We start from the raw sequence: 25,761 nt of genomic DNA on the forward strand, positions 1-25,761 counted from the left end.
TTATTTCTTTACAATTTCTATTTGTCCATCTTCTTTGATCAGGAAGGCCAGTTCATTTCCATAGGCTACTCCTAATTTATTTACCGCATAAGCTTTCACATAATACGGGATTCCAGTACTCAAACCTTCCAGGCTAATGACCGAAGCATCCGCTCCTGACGCCACTTTTGCGTCTGCCAGTGTAGGGTTTGGCACGGTGCTCCAACAGATGCCAGATTCGGTAAGTGCCGACCCGCCATCGCTGATTAAAGCCATACCAGTAAGCACGGCAGTCGTATTTTGAGCACTTACTGCAACTGTTTTTAACAGTGGCTTTTTAACCGGTGCATAACCATACCATTCCGTCAGTTTAAATGGTGGATCCTGATCCTCCAAGTGGCTCTTACCATTCAACCATGCCAAAGAGAATGGTGCTTTTCTTTCTGTCTCATTTATTTCTCCGATGGCGAGCATGTAATCTGCCACCATCTTCATGCTGATCGCTCCGGATGCCGGCAATGGATTCAATTTCCAATCGGCATAAAGCGTAATGCTTTCTGTAATTGGGAGGCCAAAATTAAAAACAGTTTCCATATTTTGGTCACTATACCAGGCATAAAAAACTGCTCCCTCTTTCGTCGTAACTGCAGGAGTAATTAAGGCCTGATCTTCTACAACCAGTGGGGCCACTGCTGTTCCACCATTACTTTCCCAGGTAATGGTATGGTACAATCTGGAAATCTCAAGAGATCCGTTTACAAAAGCAAAGTCATAGTTGTCTGCTTGTAAACTGCCAATTCCCAGTACCACAGGATAAACACCTGGCAAACTCGCCACAGTAGCTGTAGTATTAGCCTCAGGTTCTCCTGTTAGTTTTGTTGCTGCCCTTATACCCGACGCTATTTCTCCATATTTAAAGCCTTCCATTTGATAGGTAAATGATGGATTTTCATGTGCAAAGTAACGTTTCAAACTATCTCCATGAACGGTCAGTAAAGCTTTACTGATGACGAATCTTTGTTCTGCCTCTGCTTTTTCATAAAATGCACTGCCGGCCTGAACAGCTTTAATGATCACTTGTCCGGCACCCTCTATGGTGACTAAATCGCCGTTCAGATTCAGGTATCCGTCTAACAATTCAAAAGTAACTGGCAAACCTGAAGAAGCTGTCGCCTGCAACTGGAAAGCATCATCACCGTATTGCTTATTGGCAATCGCGGTAAAATTGATCACCTGACTTGCTTTTTGAACCCGGATCTCAGCCAGGGCTGTTTTCAAGCCAGTATTGAAGGTGTTTGCTGCCAATGTTAACTCCCCAACCATCAGTAAATCAACAATCGGAGCTGCGACATAAACTGCAGGATCCCAGCTAACCGCCAGGTTTTCTGTAGAGCCATCATTATAAGACACTGCTATTGAAGCAGGTAATCCTAATCCTGAAAACGGTGTACCATAAGCCACTGTTATTGGCGCAATCACCGCTACAGAATCGATATCCTTCTGCAGGGTAATCTTAATTTTCCCTTTCAGGTCCAAAGTATTTCTAATGTCACTGGTCAATTGAACAAGCCCACTGATCGTCTGTTCCTGTAAGAGATTACTTTGATAACCTGCTTCTTCCCAAAGTACCGGTAACTCCTCAGTAGTTTGATCGTCATAGGTCACCTTTACCGTTAAGGGCAGTTCCAATGCGCTGAACAACTTTCCATATACATCTACTAATGCCGGAGATTGTGCTACATCAATGATGTTTTTCTGATCGATAATCACCTCCACTTTAGCCGTAATATCTGTTGGATTTGAAGCCCCAACTGCTGGATCCAGGATTCCGGTGAAGTTAAAACTACCCACCTCGTTCTCTATAAAATCCGCAGATTCCCAATCTACTCCGACAACACCGGTACTGCCAACTGTGTAGCTTACCGGTAAGGTAGCACCCAGCTGCGCCATCACCTGAGCTTTACTGGTGCCTAATGGAAAATGTATTGGAGAATTTACCGTCACCGTATTGATCATTAGCAGAGGAACCTGCACACTTACTTTAATACTGGCAGATTTATTATCCTTGTTTTCTTCAGGGCTATCCGGCAGCAGTATACCATTCAACACATAATCTCCAGCGATATTTCCATTGAACGTTCCTTCCTCCCATAAGACCGATAGTGGTTCAGTTTGCTGGTTATTGTAAGTCACATCCACCATCGATGGCAATGCCAGATTACTGAATAATGTTCCATGAGGCACAACCATATCTGGAATAGCCGCAACAGAAACCACAAATCTAGCTTCCACTTTTACCTTTAACATCGCCGTTATGTCGTTCGGGTTTTCGGTATTTACCGGAAGGGTAACCGTTCCGATGAATTCATAAGCCCCTTTTTCAAAAGGATTGTAATCTGTATTTTCCCAGGTCTTCAGGCTGATCATTTCTGTAGAGCCATCATCAAATACACCAGATACCTGAACAGGCAAGCCCAAGGCATTTAAGGCGGTTCCATTCACTACTGAAATAGAATCTGCTGCAATGGAGACTAACGTTCTGATCTTCTCCGCAACAGTTACACTGATCGCTGGCTGCAGAGGTTTAGGGTTGTCAATTTCATCAGGGACAACCATGGTTCCCGGAAGAATATAGGTACCTGCTAATTTTTCATTGTAATTCCCTTTTAGCCAATCTACCGGCAACAAGTCTTCAGACTGGTCATTGTAAATTACTTTTACGGATTCCGGTAAAGTTAAAGCATCAAAACTGGTGTTGAAAGGAACGCTTAAAGGCGCAATTGCTGCGATTGATACGATCTCTTTTCTACCCACCTTAATCCAAACCTGAGCTGGTAAATTCTTTGGATTTTGCACCCCTTGCGGCAACTCCAATTCCCCTTCAAAGAGGTAGGTTCCCGACTGTGTTTCATCGTAATCCAAGCTTTCAAATGAAGGATTCATCACCGGAATATCCAGGTCTGTTCCATCATCCAATCTCGCATTGCGAAGAACAGGGAAAACAAGATCTGTCAGTTTCGTCCCATAAACCACCGCTAGCGTATCTGCCTTTAAAGAGATAATTTCTTTGGCTCTTGGCAATACATTGATTTCTATCTTAGGAATAATTCCTTTAGCGTTTTCGATATCATCCGGCAGGATAAATGTGCCATTGATGACATACTCTCCTTCCATATTCCCATTATAGTTGCTCAAATCCCAGCTTACACCCAGGTCCTGCATTCCTCCGTCTACGAATTCTGCCATCAGTGCATCCGGCAAAATTAATGACCCCGCATCCGTTCCAAAAAACACCGTTAAGGCATCTGGACTCAGGTAAGATTTGATGATGCGTTTACCAATATTCACTTTTAAATTTGCCTTTACACTATCTGGATTAATGAATCCATCCGGAGTCTCCAGTTCTCCGATCAACTGGTAAGCACCTGGTTCATCCGCTAGATAATCGCCTTCCAGCCAGGTGACATTTAAGCTCCCTGAACTCAGGTTGTCATAAGTCACCGCAGCCTTTTTCGGGAACAATAATTTCGCCGAATTGAAATCCGTACCATAAGGGATGTTCAAAGAATCAGGAATAGAAGACACTACTGTTAATGGTTTCGGTCCAACTTTTACGACCACTTCCGCATACTTCATATTCGGATTTTCAATCTGATCATGGATCACAATTTCTCCTTTGAAAGTATAACTTCCCTCCTGTAAACGGTTGTAGGTAGCCGAACTCCAAAGTACACCTTCTGTGCCCGCCGACTGGTCATTATACCTCACCGCCACTTCATCTGGTAAGCCAATCTGATCTGTTTCGGTTCCATATTTCACATTGATTAATGCAGGATTTGTAACCGAAATGATCTCTTTTTTACCTAAGATAATTGTGATGGATGTACTGCGCATATCCTTATTTGCAACTCCAGGAATCAGGATCGGATCACCATCAAAAGTATAGAACCCTGGTTTCAATGGATCATAACCCTCCGCATCCCAGGTCATGTTCAACGTTCCGTTACTGCCGTCATCATAGGTTACAGGAATCGCTAATTTCAACGCTTCAATTGCATTCACCAAGGTCCCAAAAGAGACATTTACAGAATCTGGTTTTGCAATGGACACGATATTTTTTGGTTTTGGAAGTACCGTTAAAACAATTTTTGCTTCCAGATTACTGGTATTATCGATGCTGGAATTGTGAAGTAGTGTACCTAATAAATTGTAATCAGCGGAAACCATTGGGTTGTATTTTCCAGGTTTCCATTCTACCCCTACCGTATCTGTTGTCCCATCATCAAACTTCGCCATAACTGTTTTAGGTAACTCTACATCGTCAAACTCAGTAGCGTAAGGTGTGCTCGCTGCTGGAACTGGCAATATTGAAGTGATGTTTTTACGGATGATCACCTTCTGCTCTCCGGTTAGGCGTTTACTGTTTGAAGTCAATGGTTTCAACTGTAAAGCTCCATTCAGATCATATTCACCTCCTTTGTTTGGGGTATAAATAGCCGTATCCCAAATCACATTCAGGAAGCCTGTGGTCTGATCATGGTAAGTCACACGGATAGAAGACTGTAATGGCAGGTTGGCTACTGGCGTCTTTAAAGGCACAGTAATATCTGCTAAGGGTTCAACTGAAATAATATCATGTTGCGCATACACATCTACACTAGCTTCAAACCCGGCAGGGTTGGCATGAACTTCTTTCAAGACCAGATCTGCATATAAGCGATACAAGCCAGACTTCAGGTCATATGATCCTTGTTTCCAGACTAGGCTTAACATATCTGTAGTCACGCGGTCGTCATAGGTTACACGAACCTGCTTTGGCAATTGCGGCAATACTTCTGAGAAAGGTATTCCATACCATACATAAACTGGCGGAAATTCTTCCAGTGCGATGATATAAGGGTAAACCGGATCAATCACTGCAACTTTAGCGGTGGCGGTCAGGTTGTTCCTGTTCATTTCTGGCTTGGGCACTATAATATTTCCGATCACCGTATACAGTCCTTCTACGTTCCCGTTATAATCACCCGGCAACCAGGTAACAGGGAATTTCGCCTGGCTCTGATCACTCATGATCACTTCTACCTGAGGGACCAGCGTTAACTGATCGAATGGCGTTCCTGTATCAATTTTAACTGGGAGAGGATAAGGTTTCAAGACCTCGATGATATAAGGTTCCCTTGGATTCACTTTCAATTTAATCTTCAGTGAACCGCATACATTATCTCCGGCTACCGCAAGGATAAACTCATATTCTCCAGCTTCACTTGCTTCTCCGGAAATGACTCCCCCCGGACTTAAAGTCATCCCATCAGGTAATAAGCCCTGGGAAAGACTAAAGATATAATTGCCCGCCGTAGCCAAAGTAACCTGATGGGTATAAGGGCTCCACTGATCTGCTGCCGGCAATTGCTGTTCTGCATTTTCCAGGTATAATCCCTGGAATTCATAGGCCCCGATATCTACGGTATTGTGCTGAATTCTGATGGCTCCGGCAAGGTCCAGACCCAATCCGGCAACCTTACTGTTGTCTCCCATGTTGATGGCAGGAGAGCATGCCGAAAGCGAGAGTTCATCCCCATCAGGATTGTTAAACTGAGGATCCTTAGTTAAAATTAATGTGCCGGTTTTATAGCCATTTTCAATAGTGCTATTGGCTACAATGATGCCCGTAGTCAGCTGATCGGCTACTTTATTTCCTCGTTTGTTATTCCATAAAATACTGTTGTAAATATTCAGCGTTCCAGTATAACGATATACCGCTCCACCATATTGGTTGGCTGCGGAAGTATTCGCATAGGCGATGCTATTATTGGCCATCGAAGTATTCACCAGATTGGTTACCCCATTATAATGGTACAATGCACCACCATAATAACCGCCAGTACTTGTTACCCTATTCCGGCTAAAGACCGCATTGCTGATGTTTAAAGTTCCTGAATACTGATAGATCGCTCCACCATGCTGTACCGCCGTGTTTCCAATAAATTTAGCATTCGTGATGGCTGGTTTCCCATTGGTAGAATTGTAGATGGCACCTCCGCTAATCACTGCTGCATTGTCTTTGAAATCGACTTTATCCATCGTGATGGCAGCGCTGATATTGAATAGTCCAGCACCATGCTTTGCTTTGTTGCTGATGAATTTTACATCTCTAAAACTCGACGCTGCGGAGTTGTACATCCCACCACCATAGGCATAGCCTCCGGTAACTACAGTGTTATTCTCCAATATGATATTGCTAAATTCAGCAGCGCCACTATTGAAAACACCTCCTCCATAATTATAGGCAGTGTTGTCTTTAATCCAAAGGTTTCTAAAGATCACCTTTCCTAAAGCATTGTAAATTCCCGCCCCATAATAGGCTTCATTACTGGAATTAGATCCCATTGCGGTTTTTCCTCCTGAAATGCTAAACCCATCTACAATGGTCGCATTGGTTAAGGCAACACGGTTATAGAGGACGTGGTAACTTCTGTTTTCCCCACTCAAAATCGTCTCATTTGTCGTCGAAATGGTTTCCGGAACCCGGTCTGAAAGCTCATTTTCCGTCCCTGCAAAACCACCAAATAGCTTCAGATTCTCTTTCAAAGTAAAGTAGTTTGTGACTTTAAGACCTGGGTTATATTTTCCTTTTGCCACCCAGACCGTGTCTCCAGCCAGGGCAGAACTTAAACCCTTTTGAAGATCAAGAAAACCATTGGTCCAGTCGGCACCATTGTCCATTCCGCTAGCGGCCTGGTTCACATAAATACGAACCCCACCGATCCCAGGTTTCACTTCTACCGTATACAGCCTGTTTCCACAAAGGTGGCCATCATTTGCCGTTACGTTGAAGGTGTAGATTCCATTATTAATCGGTCTGCCAGTAATGCTTCCTGAAGTACTCATCAACAATCCGTCTGGTAATTTACCATAGCTGATGGCATAGGTATAGGTACCGTTGCCACCTGTCGCAGTCATTTGCTGCAGGTACTTTTGTCCACGGATCCCTTCCGGCAATGCCGCCGGACCCACCATAATTCTATTCTGCTGATTTTCATAAGCACCAAGATCTACCGCATCTGCCATGATCCTGTTCTGACCAGTGATATCTTTGGTTAATCCCGCAGCAAACACATTATCTCCCATATTTATAGCTGGAGAACATGCAGATAAAGATAAATCATCAGGGTTTGTCAGGTTGAACATTGGATTCGCATCAACTACTGTTTTTCCAGCCGCATAACCTCCCTGAATCAGGGCATTGCTCACTTTTACATTCAGGTTTAACTCATCTGCGACATTATTTCCTCGTTTATTTCCCCAAAGGATGCTGTTTTGCAAAGTCAGTGTGCCTGCATTGCGGTAAATACCTCCGCCATATTTGTTAATGGAAGCATTCACGTAACCGATGCTGTTATTGCTGAACGTAACGTTGTTTAAAGTAGATGTCGCTGTATATTGGTAGAAACCACCACCGAAATATCCGGCAGTACTGCTCACTTTATTTCTGCTGAAAATCGCATTGTTTAAAGTCAATGTTGAAGCGTACTGGTATAAACCGGCACCATGCTGTACCGAAGTATTTGCGATAAATGCAGCTCCACCTACGGTAATCTTACCGCTGTAAGCATAGAATCCACCGCCAATCAGATTTGCTTTATTCTCTTTAAAAACCACATTGTTCAAGTTCAGTGCTGCAGTAACATGGTACAGTCCGCCGCCATAGTTTGCCGTATTGTTTAGGAACTCTAGGTTATTCATAGTTGCAGCGCCTGAATTGTATAACCCACCGCCATAAGGGTAAGATCCTGTACTGATCGTATTGCCTTCAAAAGTGATCTTTGTCAGCACCGATGCCGCGGCATTGTACATCCCTCCGCCATAACTGCTGGCATTGTTATTTTTAATCCAGAGGTCGTTAAAGATCATCGCCCCACGACTGTTATACACACCCGCTCCGATATAAGGTTCGCTGCCGCTACCACCAATTGCCGTACGTCCGGCGGTAATGGTAAATCCATCCAGAACCGTTGCTTTTGTTAAAATTGCCGTATTGAAAATAACGTGTCTGTTGATGTTTTTACCGTCTAATATCGTTTGATTAAGTGTTCTTGTGTTTAGCGTATCTCTTTCTGAAAGCAGGTTCTCCGTGGCGGCAAAACCACCGTATATTTTAACCCCTTCTTTCATTTGGAAGGTCGAGGTTAGGAGTGGCCCAGGACTGTATGTCCCTTTCGCTACCCAGATTTGATCCCCAGGTAAAGAGACTTTTAAGGCGTTTTGTAAATCGAGATAGGCATTATCCCAGGTACTTCCGTTGTTCTGACCAGCAACTGCGGCCTGGTTTACCAGGATACGAACCACTCCTGTACCCGCCACAATTTCCATGTTGTACATCCGATGACCACATAAGTTCCCATCAGTTGCTTTAACAACAAAAGTATATTTACCAATTACAATTGGATTTCCTGTGAGGAATCCAGATGGAGTCATTGATAACCCATCAGGAAGTTTACCAGAAATCACCTGATAGGTATAGTTGCCTGCTGTGCTTCCAGCCCCATCAACTCCTTGTAATTGTACACTGATGCTTTCCCCACGATTCCCTTGCGGCATTGCTGCAGGTTTCACCTCAATTACCTCTTGCTGGTATTCTAAAGCACCCATATCTACCCATTCCGATTTGATCCTCTCTAACCCAGCAAGATCTTTGCTGCCTGCTGCTACCAGGTTATTATCTCCCGTATTTACCGCTGGCGAACATCCGGTAAGTCCTAGATTATCCGCTGCTGCGTTCACAAACATCGGTTCAGCATCAATGATATTTGCACCAGCTGCATAACCTCCCTGAATCAGGGAATTGTTTGCCTTAATGTTCAGGTTGAGCTGATCTGGTGTATCGGATCCTCTGGTATTCCCCCAAAGCACACTATTGTTTAAGGTAACTGTTCCTGCATTTCTGTAGATCGCACCACCATAGTTTACCGTACCTGTCTTGAAATAATTGATGCTATTGTTACTGAAACTGTTGTTCGTTAACACTGCCGTTCCGGAGTATAGGTAAACCGCTCCGCCATAATTAGCCGCTGTCGAAGTCACCCTGTTCCTGCTAAAAGTACTGTTGTCAAGCTTAAACACACTGTTAGACCAAATCGCTCCGCCATGTAATGCAGCAGTGTTATTGGTAAATGATGTTCTGTTTAAGGTCAATGTTCCGCTGGCGTAAATTGCACCACCACTTCCTGTTGCGATATTGTCTTTAAAAATCACATTCGTAAATACCGGTGTTCCATTGGCAATAAACACAGCCCCTCCGGTAGTAGATTTATTGGCATTAAAACTGGCATTGGTGATGGTTAAAGTGGCTCCGGAGTTGCTATAAATCGCACCTCCTTGTCCATTGGTGATCGTGTTATTGTCGAACCGGACATCCGTCAGTTCTGCCATCCCTGCGTTGAACAGGGCAGATCCATAACCCGGATAACTCGCCGATTCAATGATTTTGTTGTTTTCAAAAACACCACCTTTAAGCTTAAATCCACCAACATTATAAACGGCGGAACCTCTAGCATAATTACCCGTTGTACGGTTGTTGCTAAAGATGATATTGCTATAAGTTGCATTGCCACTGTGGTAAATTCCAGCACCATAACTGGCCACATTATTCTTAATCCATAGGTGATTGAAAACTGCCGCACCTGCAGAGTTGTAAATTCCGGCACCATAATAATTGCCATTGTAATAATAGCTGTTATAGCTGGTTCCTGCATTTCCTCCTTGAATAGAAAATCCATCCAGCACAGTAGCATTAGTCAACGCTGTGGCATTGTAAACCACATGATAACTTGGCTTACCCTGGCTACCATCAAGAATGGTTTCATTGGCACCACGAATCGCTGTACTGTCTCTTTCTGTAAGTAAGGTTTCTGTACCAGCAAAACCACCATAGATCTTCACGCCTTCTTTTAGGTTGAAGTAAGAACTGATCAGCAAGCCCGGACTATAAGTCCCTTTGGCCACCCAAATCTCATCACCAGCAGAAGTTTGCCCTAAGGCAACTTGTAAATCAGTAAAAGCATTTGGCCAGTTACTTCCGTTCTGATCTCCGGTTGCCGCCTGGTGTACAAATAACCTTCCTGAGCCATTTAAAATGTTAACCGTATACTGTCTATTTCCACCTATCGTGCCATCAGTTGCACCAATTACAAAAGTGTAACTGCCCACCACGGTTGGCGTTCCCCTTAATTTACCATCCGGCAGGAAGACCAATCCGGTTGGCAATTTACCTCCCTGGAAGCTCCAGGTAAGTGGTAATAATGTTCCTGTCGCTGTTAATTGAATTTCAGCATATGCTCCTCTTTTCAATGGCGCAATCGTCATCGGATTTAGAATCAGGCTTTCTCCACCCTCATTTTCATAAGCCCCAAGATCAATCAGGTCATTGATGATACGTGGATTTCCGCCAAGGTCTTTATCAAATCCCTGCCAGCTGTTTTTCCCTGCATCAATAGCCAGAGAGCCTCCTTTTAGTTTCAGGTTATCCGCTGCAGCATTTTCAAACATCGGGTCACCAAACTTAATATCCTCTCCCGCAGCATAGTTGTTCTGGATTAAAGTGCTGCCTGCAACAATACCCGCATTGAGCTGATCCATCACATTATTGCCACGTTTATTGCCCCATAGAATACTGTTATGGAGTGTCACCACGCCCGAGTTGCGATACAATGCGCCCCCATAATTTAAAGTTGCACTGGCATTGATATAACTGATGCTATTGTTACTAAAAGTCACGTTATTGATCAATGCTTCTCCGGAGCTCACATAGATTGCTCCTCCATAATGGGCCGCAGTTGAACTTACTTTATTGCGACTAAAAATACTGTTGTCAATTCTGATACTGCCATTCGTCCAGATTGCCCCACCATGTTGCAGCGAGATATTCTCTATAAAAGAAACCCTGTTTAAGACTGGTGTCCCAGCAGCATAAATTGCACCTCCCATTCCGTTTGCCGCATTCGCTCTGAAGATCACATCGGTAATTTCCGGGAAGCCATTGGCGATAAATAAGGCCCCACCAGTAGTCGCTTTATTTCCTGTAAACTCCGATTTGCTGATTTTTAAACCTGCTCCGGAATTGTTATAAATCGCTCCACCTTGTCCATTGGCAATCGTATTGTTTACAAATTTTACCTCCTCCAGTTCCAGTAAACCGCTATTAAAGATGGCGGCTCCGTAACCAGTGTAGCTAGCCGATTCAGTGATTTTATTGTCTTCAAAAAGGCCTTTAGTTAAGGCAAAGCCCCTGGAATTGTAGACCGCAGCACCCCGGGCATATGATCCTTTGGCAATGTTATTCGTAAATCTGATATTGCTGTATTCCGCATCTCCGGTATGGAATAAACCTGCACCATAAGTGGCCAGGTTGTTCTTTATCCATAGATTTCTGAAGATGGCAGATCCGGCCGTATTGTATATACCTGCACCGTAATAATTGGCATTGGAACCAGAGCTATAAGTAGTCAGTGATTTTCCTCCCTGAATACTAAAACCATCTAAAACTGTTGCCGCCGTCAGGGCTGCGGTATTATACACCACGTGGTAACTGGCTACTCCAGTGCTGCCATCCAGAATGGTTTCATTCGCAGCAGAAATGGCTGTACTATCTCTTTCTGTAAGTAAGGACTCCCTTCCGGCAAACCCTCCGTACATTTTTACACCTTCTTTTAAGGTGAAATAACTAGTCGCCAGAGCACCCGGATTATAAGTTCCTTTTGCTACCCAGATTTCATCTCCTGCCTTGACTTGCGCCATCGCTGCAGTTAAATCTGTAAAAGCATGCTGCCAATTGCTTCCGTTATTGTCGCCTGTTGCTGTCTGATGTACAAATAACTTAACTGGTCCCTCTTTAACGTTTACGGTGTATTGCTTATTTCCTGCTATTGTTCCATCAGTCGCGCCGATGACAAAGGTATAGCTCCCTACTAAGGTTGGCGTGCCCCTTAATTTACCATCAGGCAGGAACACCAGGCCGGTGGGTAGTTTCCCTCCCTGGAAGCTCCAGGTCACCGGCAATGTAGTTCCGGTATAGGTAAGTTGCAGATCCAGGTAAGCCCCTCTGCTGAGGTCTGGAATTAAGCCCGGGCTGATCATCAGCTGTCCGGCGCCATCATGCTCGTAAGCTCCAAGATCCACCACATCATTTACCAATCGGGGGTTGCCCGCCAGATCCTGATCGAAAGTCTGCCAGTTGTTATCTCCCACGTTGATGGCCAGAGAACCTCCTTTAAGTTTAAGGTTGTCGGCGGATGCATCTTCAAACATCGGGTCTCCGATTTTAATCTCCGTTCCGGCAGCATAATTATTTTGAACTATAGAATTGCCGACAATGATTCCTGCGTTCAATTGATCCGCAACATTGTTGCCGCGCTTATTGTTCCAGAAGATGCTATTATGAACGTTTACTGTTCCTGAGCTACGGTACAAAGCTCCTCCATAACTTAGCGTTGCACTTGCATTGATATAGTTGATGCTGTTGCCACTGAAACTCACGTTGCTGATATTGGCAGTTCCCGAGCCGATATAAATGGCTCCCCCAAAATATCCTCCGGTAGCGCTCACCTTGTTTCTACTGAAAATACTATTGTCTATTTTTAATGTTCCACTAGACCAGATGGCGGCACCATGTTGTACCGAGGTATTGCCTGCAAAGCTGATGCGGTTTAAGGTCATCGTAGCTCCCGTATAAATTGCCCCTCCTGTTGCTGTTGCAGCGTTGTCTTTAAAGCTTGCTGCGTACAGATCAAGGCTGCCATTTGCAAAGAATAGGGCTCCACCGGTGGTTGCCTTATTTCCTGCAAACGTTGCTTCTTTAATTTTCACAATGGCTCCGGAGCTAGAGTAAATCGCTCCTCCCTGTCCGCTGTTAATGGTATTATTGATAAATCTAACGTCATTCAGTTCCAAAGCTCCCGCATTGAAAATACCGGCCCCATATCCGGTATAGCTGGTCGATTCCGTGATCTTGTTATTTTCAAAAAGTCCCTTTTGAAGTTTAAAATTTCCTCCATTGTAAACCGCAGATCCCCTTGCCGTATAACCTTTCGATTCATTGTTGCTAAAAGTGATATTGGTATAACTCGCCGTTCCCTGATGGAATAATCCTGCTCCATAAGTAGCAATGTTATTTTTAATCCAAAGATTTCGGAAGATCGCCGATCCGGCAGTATTGTATATTCCTGCCCCATAGTAATTGGCGTTCGTGCCAGAGCTGTAAGTAGTCAGTGATCTTCCTCCCTGAATACTGAAACCATCCAGAACTGTTGCCGCTGTTAAAGCAGCTGTATTGTATACCACGTGGTAACTTGCTATACCTTTACTTCCATCAAGGATGGTTTCATTAACCCCCGAAATTGCGGTACTATCTCTTTCTGTCAATAGGGATTCTGTTCCTGCGAAACCACCATACATCTTTACTCCTTCTTTTAAGATGAAGTAAGAACTGGCTGTTGTTCCGGCAGTGTAACTTCCTTTGGCCACCCAGATTTCATCACCTGCTGAGGTTTGCGCCAATGCGGGTTGTAAATCGGTAAAGGCGTTAGCCCAATTGCTACCATTGTTCCCTCCGTTTGCAGACTGACTTACATATAATCTGGCTGCACCACCGGTTACGGTAACGGTATATTGTTTACTTCCGATCAGCTGACCGTCTGTTGCCGCAGCTACAAAAGTATAGCTGCCAATTAAGGTTGGCATTCCTGTGATTAACCCCTCAGGTGTCAACACCAAACCGACTGGCAAGCTGCCCGACTGAATAACCCAGGTATAATTTCCTGAACCGCCGGTAGCCGTCATCTGAATGGCTGGATTTACCCCTCTTAAGAATGGGCTAAAAGTTGCCGGCAGAATTTTCAATCCTGATCCACCTTGATTCTCGAAAGCACCCAGATCGATCTGATCATTAACTACCCTTGGATTTCCTGCAACATCTGTTGTACTGCTGTTCTTCGCATTGTCTCCAGCGTCTATGCCCGGAGAACCTCCTTTTAACTGTAGGTGATCAGTTGCTGCCTGCTCGAATAAAGGATCCCCAATCAGGACATTTGTTCCTGTGGCGTATCCGCCTTGTACCAGCGAATGGTATAATCCTACTCCGGCATTCAGCTGGTCAGGAATTTCATTCCCACGTTTATTGCCCCAGAAAATACTATTGTTGACATTGATCACACCCGCACTACGATACAATCCGGCACCACCTATGGTACTGGCATGAGTAAAGGCAATCCTATTTTCACTAAAGGTAAGGTTGTTTAAAGTAGCTGCTGCTGCCACATATAGACCCCCTCCGTAATAAGCACCAACAGTGGTGACTGCATTTCTACTGAAAACCACATTGTCCAGGTTAGCTGTTCCTCCCAGGTGATACATCCCTCCTGCCTGCTGACCGGAGGTATTATTGATAAATGAGCTATTCAGCATAGTCAATACCCCACCATTGTGCGCAAAACCACCGGCATAAAGTCTGGCGGTATTTTGCTTAAAAGTGGCGTTGTTTAGGGTTATCGCGGTATTTAGATTGTACATCCCCCCTCCATAAGCACTGGCTTCATTATTCTGGAAAAGAAGGTGTGTAAATACTGCAGGTCCCTGATTGTAAATCCCTGCCCCACGATCTGCTTTATTATTTAATAGTTGAAGGTTATTGAAAATGGCTTTTACTGTGGCATAATTGTAGATACCCCCACCTCGGTGGTTGTCTGTATCTCCGGCAGCGAGTGCTTGTCCGCCGCTAATTGTAAATCCATCTAGTATCGTGGCAGTGGTTAAAGCCAAATTGTTAAACACGACGTGCCTACTGGCTACCCCCTGACTACCATCCAAAATACTTTGATTGTCGCTGTGGATGGTATTTGCCTGTCTTTCTTCAAGCGTGTTTTCTGTTCCGGCAAAACCACCATAAACTTTTACCCCCTCCTTCATGGTAAACCAGTCTGTGGCCAATAAGCCCGGGCTATACTTTCCTTTCGCCACCCAAATCTGATCTCCGGTAATAGATTTGTTCCAGGCATTTTTCAAATCGGTAAAGCCATTTTCCCAGCTGCTCCCATCGTTATTGCCAGTGCTTGCTGCTACATTAGTATATAAAATGGCCGCAGCAGGATTTACCAATAAAGTGTATTGCTTGCTGCCTACCAATTCTCCATCGGTTACGCCAACTACAAAAATATAAGACCCAGCAACCATCGCTCTTCCTGACAGCTCTCCATTAGGTTTAAGTACAATTCCTGATGGTAAATTTCCTGAAGTAATTTTCCAGATTAATGCATTTGTAGAACCGGTTACAGTTAAAGGAACCTCCAGTTTTTCACCACGATCATAGGCCTTCAAACTTGTTGGAGCAACGATCAGACTGGCTGTCCCCTGATTTTCGTAAGCGCCCATATCCACGGTTTCATTTACTAAACGAGGATTCCCATCGAGGTCTTTAGTGGTAGAAATCTTGGTGTTGTTTCCCATATCTATTGCGGGAGATCCACCTTTCAGACGAAGGTTATCCTGCTCAGGACTCACAAACATTGGATTCCCGATCACAATATTTGTCCCTCCCGAATAGTTCCCCTGCACAATACTCTGGTCAACAGTAACCACTCCTGAAATTTGATCCGGAAGATTGGCACCATAAGTATTCCCCCAGAAAATACTATTGTAAACAGCTACAGTCCCGCCACTACGGAATAATGCGCCACCCCCTGCTGCGGCTCTGGCAATGCTGTTGTCACTGAAAGTAACATTGATCAAAGTCGCATTGGCGGTTGCATACATCGCTCCACCATAATAGTTCCCCGTAGAGCTGACCTTATTTCTGCTGAAGATCACGTTGTCCAGCTTGGCAACACCCCCGGAATAAAAAGCACCACCATGTTGTACCGCCTCATTTGCAATAAAAGAAACGCGGTCTAATACTGGTGTTCCCACACTATTGATGGCACCCCCCATTCCTGTGGCCCTATTTCCAATAAAGCTCAGCTCCTTCAGTTCCAGTACCCCTGTGCTCAGATAAGCCGCTCCACCAGTTAGCGCCGTATTTTCAATAAAAGTAGTTTTTGATATTTTTGAGGAAGCACCTGCAGCATGGTAATATGCACCACCTTGCGCATAGCCCGTTCCCTCTATTCTGTTGTTTTTAAAAGTCGCATTGCTAATGTTTGTGAAACCATAATTCATCATTGCACCAGCGTAGGTATTACTTCCTGCTGCTACCACATTGTTTTCAAAAGTAAGGCTGTCCAGGTTTCCTGTTGCGCCACTATTTATATATAATGCGGCGGCTCTTCCATAACTACCAGTCGTGGTATTGCCAATAAACTGGGTATTGGTAATGGTGGCTGTACCTCCGTAAATCATCATCCCTCCACCATAAACCGCATTGTTACCGGTAATGAACAAGTTATTAAATATCGGATTTCCCAGGCTGCTGAAAATTCCTCCTCCATAGTGGTTTGTGCCTAAACTACTGCTGTTAGAGTTGATGGTTTTTCCTCCGCTAATCGTAAATCCGTCTAATAAAGTGGCATTACTTACTGCAATGGTATTGGAAACAACATGGTAACTTGCTACCCCCTGGCTGCCATCCAGGATACTTTTGTTAGTGGTATTGATGTCTGTTATTTTCCTTGCTTCCAATGTTGCTTCTGTTCCGGCGAAGCCTCCGTATATTTTAACCCCCTCTTTTAGATTGAATGTTGATGTGGCGAGTAATCCCGGGCTGTAATTCCCTTTTGCCACCCAGATTTCATCTCCTGCAATGGATTGGGTAATGGCTGATTGTAAATCGGTATAGGCATTTTCCCAATCACTACCATCCTTTTTTCCCGTTGCCTTCTCATTGGTCATTAGATGTGTACTGGCCGCATTGATGATGTAAGTGTATTGCTTGCTGCCGATAAACTGTCCATCGGTTACAGCGACGACAAATGTATAGCTCCCTGCGGTCATCGCTCTGCCCGTTAACCATCCTCCGGAGCTTAGCGAAAGACCTGGTGGCAAACTTCCTGAAGACACTGTCCAGCTTAATTTTCCTTCAGCGCCGCTTGCCGTAAATTGTTGATTTAAGATCGCCCCTCTGCTTCCCTGAGGAAGTGTTGCGGGAAGAATGCCTAAGCTTGCTCCGCCTTGATTTTCATAAGCTCCCATATCCACCTGACCGTTCACCACCCTTTCGTTGATGTCCAAATCTCTGGAAGTTCCAGTAGCCGAGTTGTCGCCGGCATCTATGGCTGCCGATCCTGGTTTAACACGCAGGTTATCATTAGCTGCATCTGTAAAAGATGGATTCCCGATGGAGATATTCGTTCCTGTAGCATAGCCGCCCTCAACGATAGCATTCGCAATGGTTAATCCTGCACCAGATACTTGATCTACTACATTTCCACCACGCCTATTGCCCCAGAATATACTGTTATAAATGGCAGCTGTTCCAGATGCGGCCTTGAAAAAGCCTGCACCGGTAGCAATTGTGGCATGCACATAAGCGGTGGTATTGTTACTAAAAGTGGTATTGGAAAGGGTGGAAGTTCCTGAGGCATGGTACAAGCCCGCCCCATATCCACTGGTATTCACTCCGGTTACTGCATTTCTGCTAAAGATGATATTGTCCAGTCTGATTACCCCACTGTTGTAAATCCCTGCACCATGCTGCAGGCCGATATTGGCAATAAAAGATCCACGGTTCAAGGTTAAGGTTCCACTGGTATATATTCCGGCACCTTGAGTTGCAGAAGTATTTCCTTTAAAGGTTAAATCCTCTGCATCAATAACCCCGGCATTTAGAATCCCGCCACCAGTAGTTGCTGAAATATTGCTTTCAAAAATTCCTTTTCTAATGGTCAATAAACCTGTTCTATGGTATAAACCGGCTCCTCCTCCTGTAGTCGCTTTGTTGCGCAAAAACTGAATATCCTCCAGTCTGACCTCCCCAAGGTAATTGTACATTCCCCCACCAAGAATTCCTTCATTCTCTACAAAGGTCAGTTTTCTAAAATTGGCCTGGGCATTTAGGTTGTATAAACCACCACCATAACCCACACCACCTGAAACGATATTTTTCTCCATTCGAATATTTTCGAATGTAGCAGGACTGTTGTTATAAATCCCCGCACCAGCCTGATAGGCATTGTTATTTTTAACCCATAGATTTCTAAATACGGCCGTTCCTGCATTGTTGTAAATCCCAGCCGCACTATAAGCAATGGAAGTACTTCCAGTTGCTGTTCTTCCTCCGCTAATACTAAAGCCGTCTAAAATCGTTGCTGCAGTTAATGCAGCTGTATTTGTTACGACGTGGTAACTTCTTCCATTTCCATTTAAGATAGACTCATGAGTTCCATATAGCGTATTTACATCCGCCACACGTTTCGATAAGTCATCTTCAGTACCTGCAAAACCACCATACATTTTAACCCCTTCCTTCAGCGTAAATGTTGAAGCAAGCTCTGTTCCTGGAAGGTAATTTCCTTTGGCCACCCAAATCTCATCCCCTGCTCCCGCTTGAGCCAGGGCTACCTGAAGATCGGTAATCGCATCGTTCCAGTTGGATCCATTCTTTGCACCTACTGCGCCTTCACGGACATAAATACGAGTTGGAGCCTGTTGTACTTCTACGGTATATTGTTTAGATCCGATCAGCGTACCATCCGTAACCGAAACTACAAATGTATATCCGCCAATTACTGGAACCATCGCACGGCCAAAAAATTTCCCTTCCGGAGCTATCGAAATTCCCGGAGGGAGATCTCCTGACAACAGCGCCCAAGTATAGGCCCCAGTACCACCGCTGGCTTGTAATTGGAGATCCTGCGCTTCACCGCGTATCATCACCGGAAGAGATGCTGGCGTAATTTTTAAAGAAGCACCACCTTGATTTTCATATGCCCCCTGATCAACAATCGTATTGTAAAATCTTGGGTTACCATCGATATCATTTGTAGTCGTGGTATAACTATTATTCCCTTTGTCGATGGCCAATGACCCGCTTTTCAGACTAAGGTCATCTGTTTCCGGGTTGCTGAATAATGGATCTCCTACCAGGATGGCTGTTCCTGTGGTATAATCATCCTGTACAGTACTGCTGATGATCGCATTGATTCCAGTGTTCAACTGATCTGGAACTCCGCCAGCTTTGGTATTCCCCCAGAAAATACTATTGTAAATTCTTACCGTACCACTATTTTTGAATAAACCTCCACCCGCATTCGCCGCCACAAAAGCGACATTGTTGTTGCTGAAAGTTCCATTGGTCAGGGTTAAGGTGCCACTGTACAAATACAATCCACCACCATTAAACAAACCTGTCACCTTATTCCGACTAAACACAACGTTATTCATCGTATTGGTTACTGTTCCATAATAGGCCCCTCCATTTTGTACCGCAGTATTTCCGATAAAAGCAACCCGGTCCAGCGTACTTGTTCCCACGTTATTCATGGCACCAGCAATCAAGGCCGCGGTGTTCTCTCTGAAAACAGCATCTGTCAGGGTGATGGTACCCGAATTGTAGATCGCTCCCGAATGACCATCTGATCTGTTCTTATTGAATTCGGAATTGGTCACGATCAGGTTGGTCACATTTGCAGCATTCACCAATGCCCCTCCATAGGTTATACCCAGGTTATTCTCAAATATCGCTTTGTTGATGGTAGCGCCAATTCCGGAGTTGTACACACCTCCACCAATCGTTCCCTGGTTACCCTTAAAAATAACATTATTAATCACCGCATTTGCTCCGGAGGTAAATAAACCAGCGCCATATCGAAGCCCTGTAATCAGGATATTGTCTTCAAAAAGTACGTTATCAATTTTTAATGCCGGCGCCAGGTTATAAAATCCTGCTCCGTATTGGGTCCCTTTATTATTTTTGATGATCAGGTTCCTGAAAGTACCGTTTGCCGCAGCAGCAAGATGGTTGATTCCAGCACCGGAAAGATTAGAATTTCCATTAGAAATGGTAAAACCATCCAATAAGGTTTCTATACCTAAAGCTGTGGAATTGGTGATGACGTGGCGGTTAAAATCATTCCCGCTTAAAATTGTTTCCTGCTGGGTAAACTTACCATTCGCATCCGCCTTACGCTGGGTTAGACTCGTTTCTGTACCTGCAAATCCCCCATACATCTTTACTCCTGAAACCATATAAAACGCAGAATCCAGAACTGCTGTAGGGATATATTTTCCTTTGGCTACCCAGATTTCATCTCCATCTTTTGCCAAGGTCAATGCACTTTGCAATTTGATGAATCCATTTTTCCAGTCTACACCATTATTGCTTCCTGTTGCATCCAGTTTAACATGTAGTCTTGTGGCACCAGGGTTTACAACCAGGGTATATTGTTTTGTTCCAAGGAGGGCTCCCTGAACCGAACGAAGCACAAAAACGTAGGTTCCAGCGATCATTGGGATTCCGCTGATTATCCCTGTTTGGGGATTTAAAGTTAAGCCTAAAGGTAAGGTACCAGTAAGTACCTCCCAGGTTGCCGGAGCAGGTCCATTGCTTAAGCTAAACGGCAGTTCAATCGATGCTCCACGCGTCAATGGCGTTAATGACTCCGGAAGAATGGTTAAAGAAGCAGACATTCCCAATGGATTTTCAAGAGCTCCAAGGTCTACTGTTCCATTCACAATTCTGGGTTTTCCTGCAAGATCCGTTGCCGTAAAAACCTGCAGGTTATCACCTGCATCAATTCCTATAGCGCCATTTTTTAAGCGTAAATCATGTTGTTCCGGATTTTCAAAATCAGGGTTAGCCACCAGGTTATTGATCCCGGAAGTGTAGTTGTTCTGAACCAGGTTGTTCGTCATGTTTTTAAGCACAGCGCCACCGATCTGATCCTCTACATTGGCCCCACGTTTATTGCCCCAGAATATGCTGTTATAAATATTTACTGTAGTTGGGCCAGCCCATAAACCTCCACCGGCAAACGTTCCCTCTGCAGCTGTCATTGCTACCGTATTCTGACTGAAAGTACTATTTTGAATATGAGCGGTTCCACTTTCCACCATCATCCCGCCACCATTAGAAGAGGCTGCAGTACTGGTGACCACATTTTTACTAAAGATCGTATTTCGCACCGTCGCCAGAGATAAGGTATAAAGTCCTCCACCTCTTAATTCCGCCGAATTTTCAAGAAAAGAGACGCGGTCAAGTACAGCTGTTCCGGTACTATACATCCCGCCACCATAGGTCTTAGTGGTATTGTTTTTAAAGCGCACATCGCTCAGACTGACCTCTCCAGTATTTACCATTCCTGCTCCTGATGCAGAACTCGTATTCCCTTCAAAACTGCTTTCAGTCAGGACAACTTTAATTGCGGTGATATTGTATAATCCTCCACCTTGTGTGGCAGTATTGTTTCTGAAAACAACCTGATTCAATAGGGCATTGGCACCTGAGTTATACATCCCACCACCATATCTAGTGCTCGTCAGTACCTCGTTATTGTCAAAAAGAACATTGTTCAATTTTAAACCTATGGCAGCATTGAACATCCCTCCACCATAGATATTGGCTTTATTATTTTTAATGATCAGGTTGTTGAAAATTGCATTACCAACCGAAGCACCATTGTAAATTCCTGCTCCATATCCATTTGCGGAAGTCCCATTTGCAAACCCTTCTGTGATGGTAAAACCATCCATCAGGGTATTGGCAGAGAGGACCACGACATTGTATACCACATGTTTATTGGTTCCATTTCCATTCAGAATGGTTTCATTGGCAGTAAATTTCCCAGATGCATCGGCTTGTCGCTGACTGATCTCAGTCTCAGTCCCTGCAAATCCACCATACATTTTCACGCCAGAAACCATAGAGAACGCAGAGTCTACATGTAAAAACGGACTATAGGTCCCTTTTGCTACCCAGATCTCATCTCCATCTTTTGCGAGTGCCAATGCAGTTTGTAACCTGGTAAAACTATTAGCCCAATCGTTCCCACTATTTTTTCCTAAAGCGGCTGCATTGACATGTAATCTCGTCAGTCCTGCATTCACCACAACCGTATACTGGCGGGTTCCCACTTTATCTCCCTGTAATACGCGCAATACAAAAACATAGGTTCCGGCTACCATTGGAATACCACTTAACTTTCCAGTATTGGCATTCAGCGTAATTCCCAAAGGCAGATCTCCCGTTAATAGCGACCACTGTGCGGCACCAGAACCGCCACTAAGGCTCAGCTCCTGTTGGAAATTAGCCCCACGAATCTGGGCTGGAATTTCCGCTGGCATGATGGTTAAAGAAGCAGGCGTTCCTATCGGATGCTCTAGTGCACCTATATCTACAGTTCCATTGATGATCCTTGTATTTCCTGCAAAATCCGTTTCCGTACTCACCTTCAGATTATTTCCGGCATCAATAGCAATAGAACCATTTTTAAGTCGGAAGTCATGTTGCTCCGCATTTTCAAAATCAGGATTACCGATCAGGTTATTGGTTCCGGAGGTATAGTTATTCTGGATAAGGTTATTGGCCATATCTTTAAGTACCGCACCACCGATCTGGTCTGCGACGTCGTTCCCTCTTTTATTAGCCCAAAAAATACTATTATGAATATTCACCGTACCAGATCCAGCCCATAAACCGGCACCAACAAAACTTCCATCAGCAGCAGTAAGCGCTACGGTATTTTGACTGAAAGTACTATTCAGAATGTTCGCTGTACCAGTTTCCACCATCATACCTCCACCATTAGAAGCTGCTGCGGTACTGGTTACACTATTTTTACTAAAAATCACATTTCGCAAAGTAATGGTCGTTAAGGCATAGAGCCCTCCACCTCTTAATTCTGCCGAATTTTCCAGGAAGGATACCTGATCCAGTGTTGCTGTTCCGGAACTATACATCCCGCCACCATAACTCTTGGTTAAATTGTTTTTAAATACACTATTTGTGACGCTGATTTCTCCGGTATTCAATAGACCAGCCCCTAATGCTGTGGTATTATTTCCTTCAAAACTGTTTTCGGTTAAGGTTACTTTTGCGGCTACGTTATATATTCCAGCCCCTTGAACGGCGATATTATTCCTAAAAATAACCTGATTCAAACTGGCATTAGCCCCTGAATTATACAACCCACCACCGTATCTGGTTGAAGTTGTCGCTTCGTTATTCTCAAAAAGAACATTCGTCAATTTTAAGGCGACGGCCACATTAAACATCCCTCCACCATGCGTGTTGGCCTTATTATTTTTAATTACCAGGTTATTGAATATGGCATTCCCTACTAAGGAGCCATTGTATATTCCCGCGCCCTGACCATTCGTTGAGGTACCATTTGCATAACCTTCCGAGATGGTAAAACCATCCATCAAGGTGTTTGCAGAGAAGGCAAGCACATTATAAATGACGTGTTTATTGATTCCATTTCCACTTAAAATGGTCTCATTTCTTGTGAATTTCCCCGATTCATCGGCCAATCGTTGAGTCAAACTACTTTCTGTTCCTGCAAAGCCACCGTACATTTTCACACCTGAAACCATAGCGAATGCAGAGTCAGCATGTAAAAATGGGCTGTACTTTCCTTTCGCTACCCAAATTTCATCTCCATCTTTAGCAATGGCCAACGCCGTTTGCAACCTCGTATATCCGTTTGCCCAGTCTACCCCGTTGTTCATTCCTGTTGCCGATACGTTCACGTGTAATCTGGCTGCTCCCGGGTTAATTGCAAAATTGTATTGTCTGCTTCCGATCAGACTTCCACTAGTTGCTTTGATCACGACCGAATAATTTCCAGCAATCGTCGGAATCCCACTTAGCTGTCCTGTTTGTGTGTTTAAGCTAATTCCGGGAGGCAAGAGCCCAAATGTGATCTCCCATTTACTTGCGGTGGCACCTCCTCTCAAGCTGAGCGGCTGGTTGTAAGGTAGTCCACGTTGCTGTTCAGCAATGCTTCCTGGAAGAAGATCTAATGTCGCTGTCATTCCAGAAGGGCTCTCTATTGCCCCCAGGTCTATGTTCGCACCAACCAACCTTACATTGCCAGAGAAATCAGCCGTGCCATTCTGTTTGGAATTATCTCCTGCATCAATTGCTATAGATCCATTTTTTAATTGAAGGTCATCTCCCTCTGCGTTCCGAAAATCCGGGTTAGCGATGATATTATTTAGCCCGTATAAATAGTTATTTTGGACAATACTACGCTCCATCGTGATTCTGACCCCGCCAATCTGATCCTCTACACTGTTGCCTCTTTTGTTTCCCCAGAAAATACTGTTATAAACATTCGAGGCCACATTCACATACAGTGCGCCTCCATAAGTGTTATTGTCTGCAACCGTATAAGAAATGGAGTTGTTACTAAAACTGCAGTTAAAGATATTCAGCGCAGTGCTCATGCCATATACGGCCCCGCCAATATGATTTGAAGCCAGCCCGGTAACCCTATTCCTGCTGAATATTGAATTCCGAAGCGTCATTCCACCCGAGCTGTAAATCGCTCCTCCCTGCTGACCGGCAGTATTTTGTATAAAGCTAACCCGATCTAATGTTAAAGAGACCGTACTCGCTAATCCCCCTCCATTGATAGTCGAAATATTGTTTTTAAATACATTATCCTCTAGGGTAGAAACTACCGTATTGTATAGTCCTGCACCTGAGCTTGCCCCGGTATTATTGATAAAAGAAACACTTTTGAAAACAGCGGCTCCAGAATTATACATCCCAGCACCAAAGGTGTAACTGAAGGCCGCGTTATAAAAACTATTGTTCTCCAGAACAAGGTTGATGTAAGTCGGCGTACCACTATTGAAAAATCCTGCGCCATAATTACTGGCGATATTTTCCTTAATCCATAGGTTTTGAAAGACAGCAGATCCAGCAGTATTATAGATCCCTGCACCTCTATTCACTACATTTGAAGCGTTACTGTTTACGGTTCTTCCTCCACTGATGGTAAATCCATCTAAAACCGTTTCTTTAGGAACATTCACAAGGTTGCTGACCACATGGTTGTTGACATTGTTACCAGTAAGAATACTTTCATTATCGCTGAATAAGCCTGCCGCATTTGCGATACGCTGTGTCAATGAACTCTCCGTCCCTGCAAAACCTCCGTAAATTTTAACGCCTGCTTTTAGCGCAAATGTGGCCGCTGCCGCTGTCCCAGGGCTATAAGTCCCTTTTGCCACCCAGATTTCATTTCCGGTAGCCGCTTTAGTAATGGCATTGAGCAAGTCCGTATAGGCATTATTCCAATCCGCACCGGTATTTGAACCCGTAGCGGCAGCATTTACATAAATTTTAGTTTGAGCGGTAATTTGAAGAGCGGAAAAGAATAGAATGGAAAAAGTAATGGCCTTAAAAAGGGAGGTACGCATAATTTGACAAAGGGATTTCTTCTTGAAAAAATTAAGATTCAATATGTGCGGGGCAAAATGGTTTATCAGCTTTCCACCAAAGAAAGAAAATTGTGCTTTATGGCATTTTTAAGAAAAAATCTGTAAAAAGAACCAAATTATTGTTGTTTTATTGATGGTTTAAATAACAAAATCAACCCATTGGCAAAGCTATAAAATAAAGTTTGCTTCACAATAAAATTACCAACTGTTTTAGTAAAAAAATAGATAGCTAAATCAATAACTTAGAATAAGTTAGCTGAGATTACACGCGATTCTGAGAATTTGAATTTTAAATTGCCTCTAGGATTAAAAGACCAGCTTTTTGAAAAAACAAAAGGGGACAAAAAAAATGACCAACATCGTCAAAATCGAAGATGTTGGTCATTTAACTTTGCTGGCGCAGCAATCTATGCC

1 protein-coding gene is annotated in these 25,761 nt (G+C 44.0%); it reads right to left on the bottom strand.

All coding sequences use genetic code 11. The features are described from left to right. On the bottom strand, positions 1-25,326 hold the full coding sequence (locus H9X96_RS14925) for a choice-of-anchor Q domain-containing protein (protein WP_187667066.1): 25,326 nt from the start codon (positions 25,324-25,326) through the stop codon (positions 1-3). Positions 25,327-25,761 lie beyond the last annotated feature (435 nt).

It is taken from the genome of Pedobacter sp. N36a (assembly GCF_014472395.1).
Classification (GTDB): domain Bacteria; phylum Bacteroidota; class Bacteroidia; order Sphingobacteriales; family Sphingobacteriaceae; genus Pedobacter.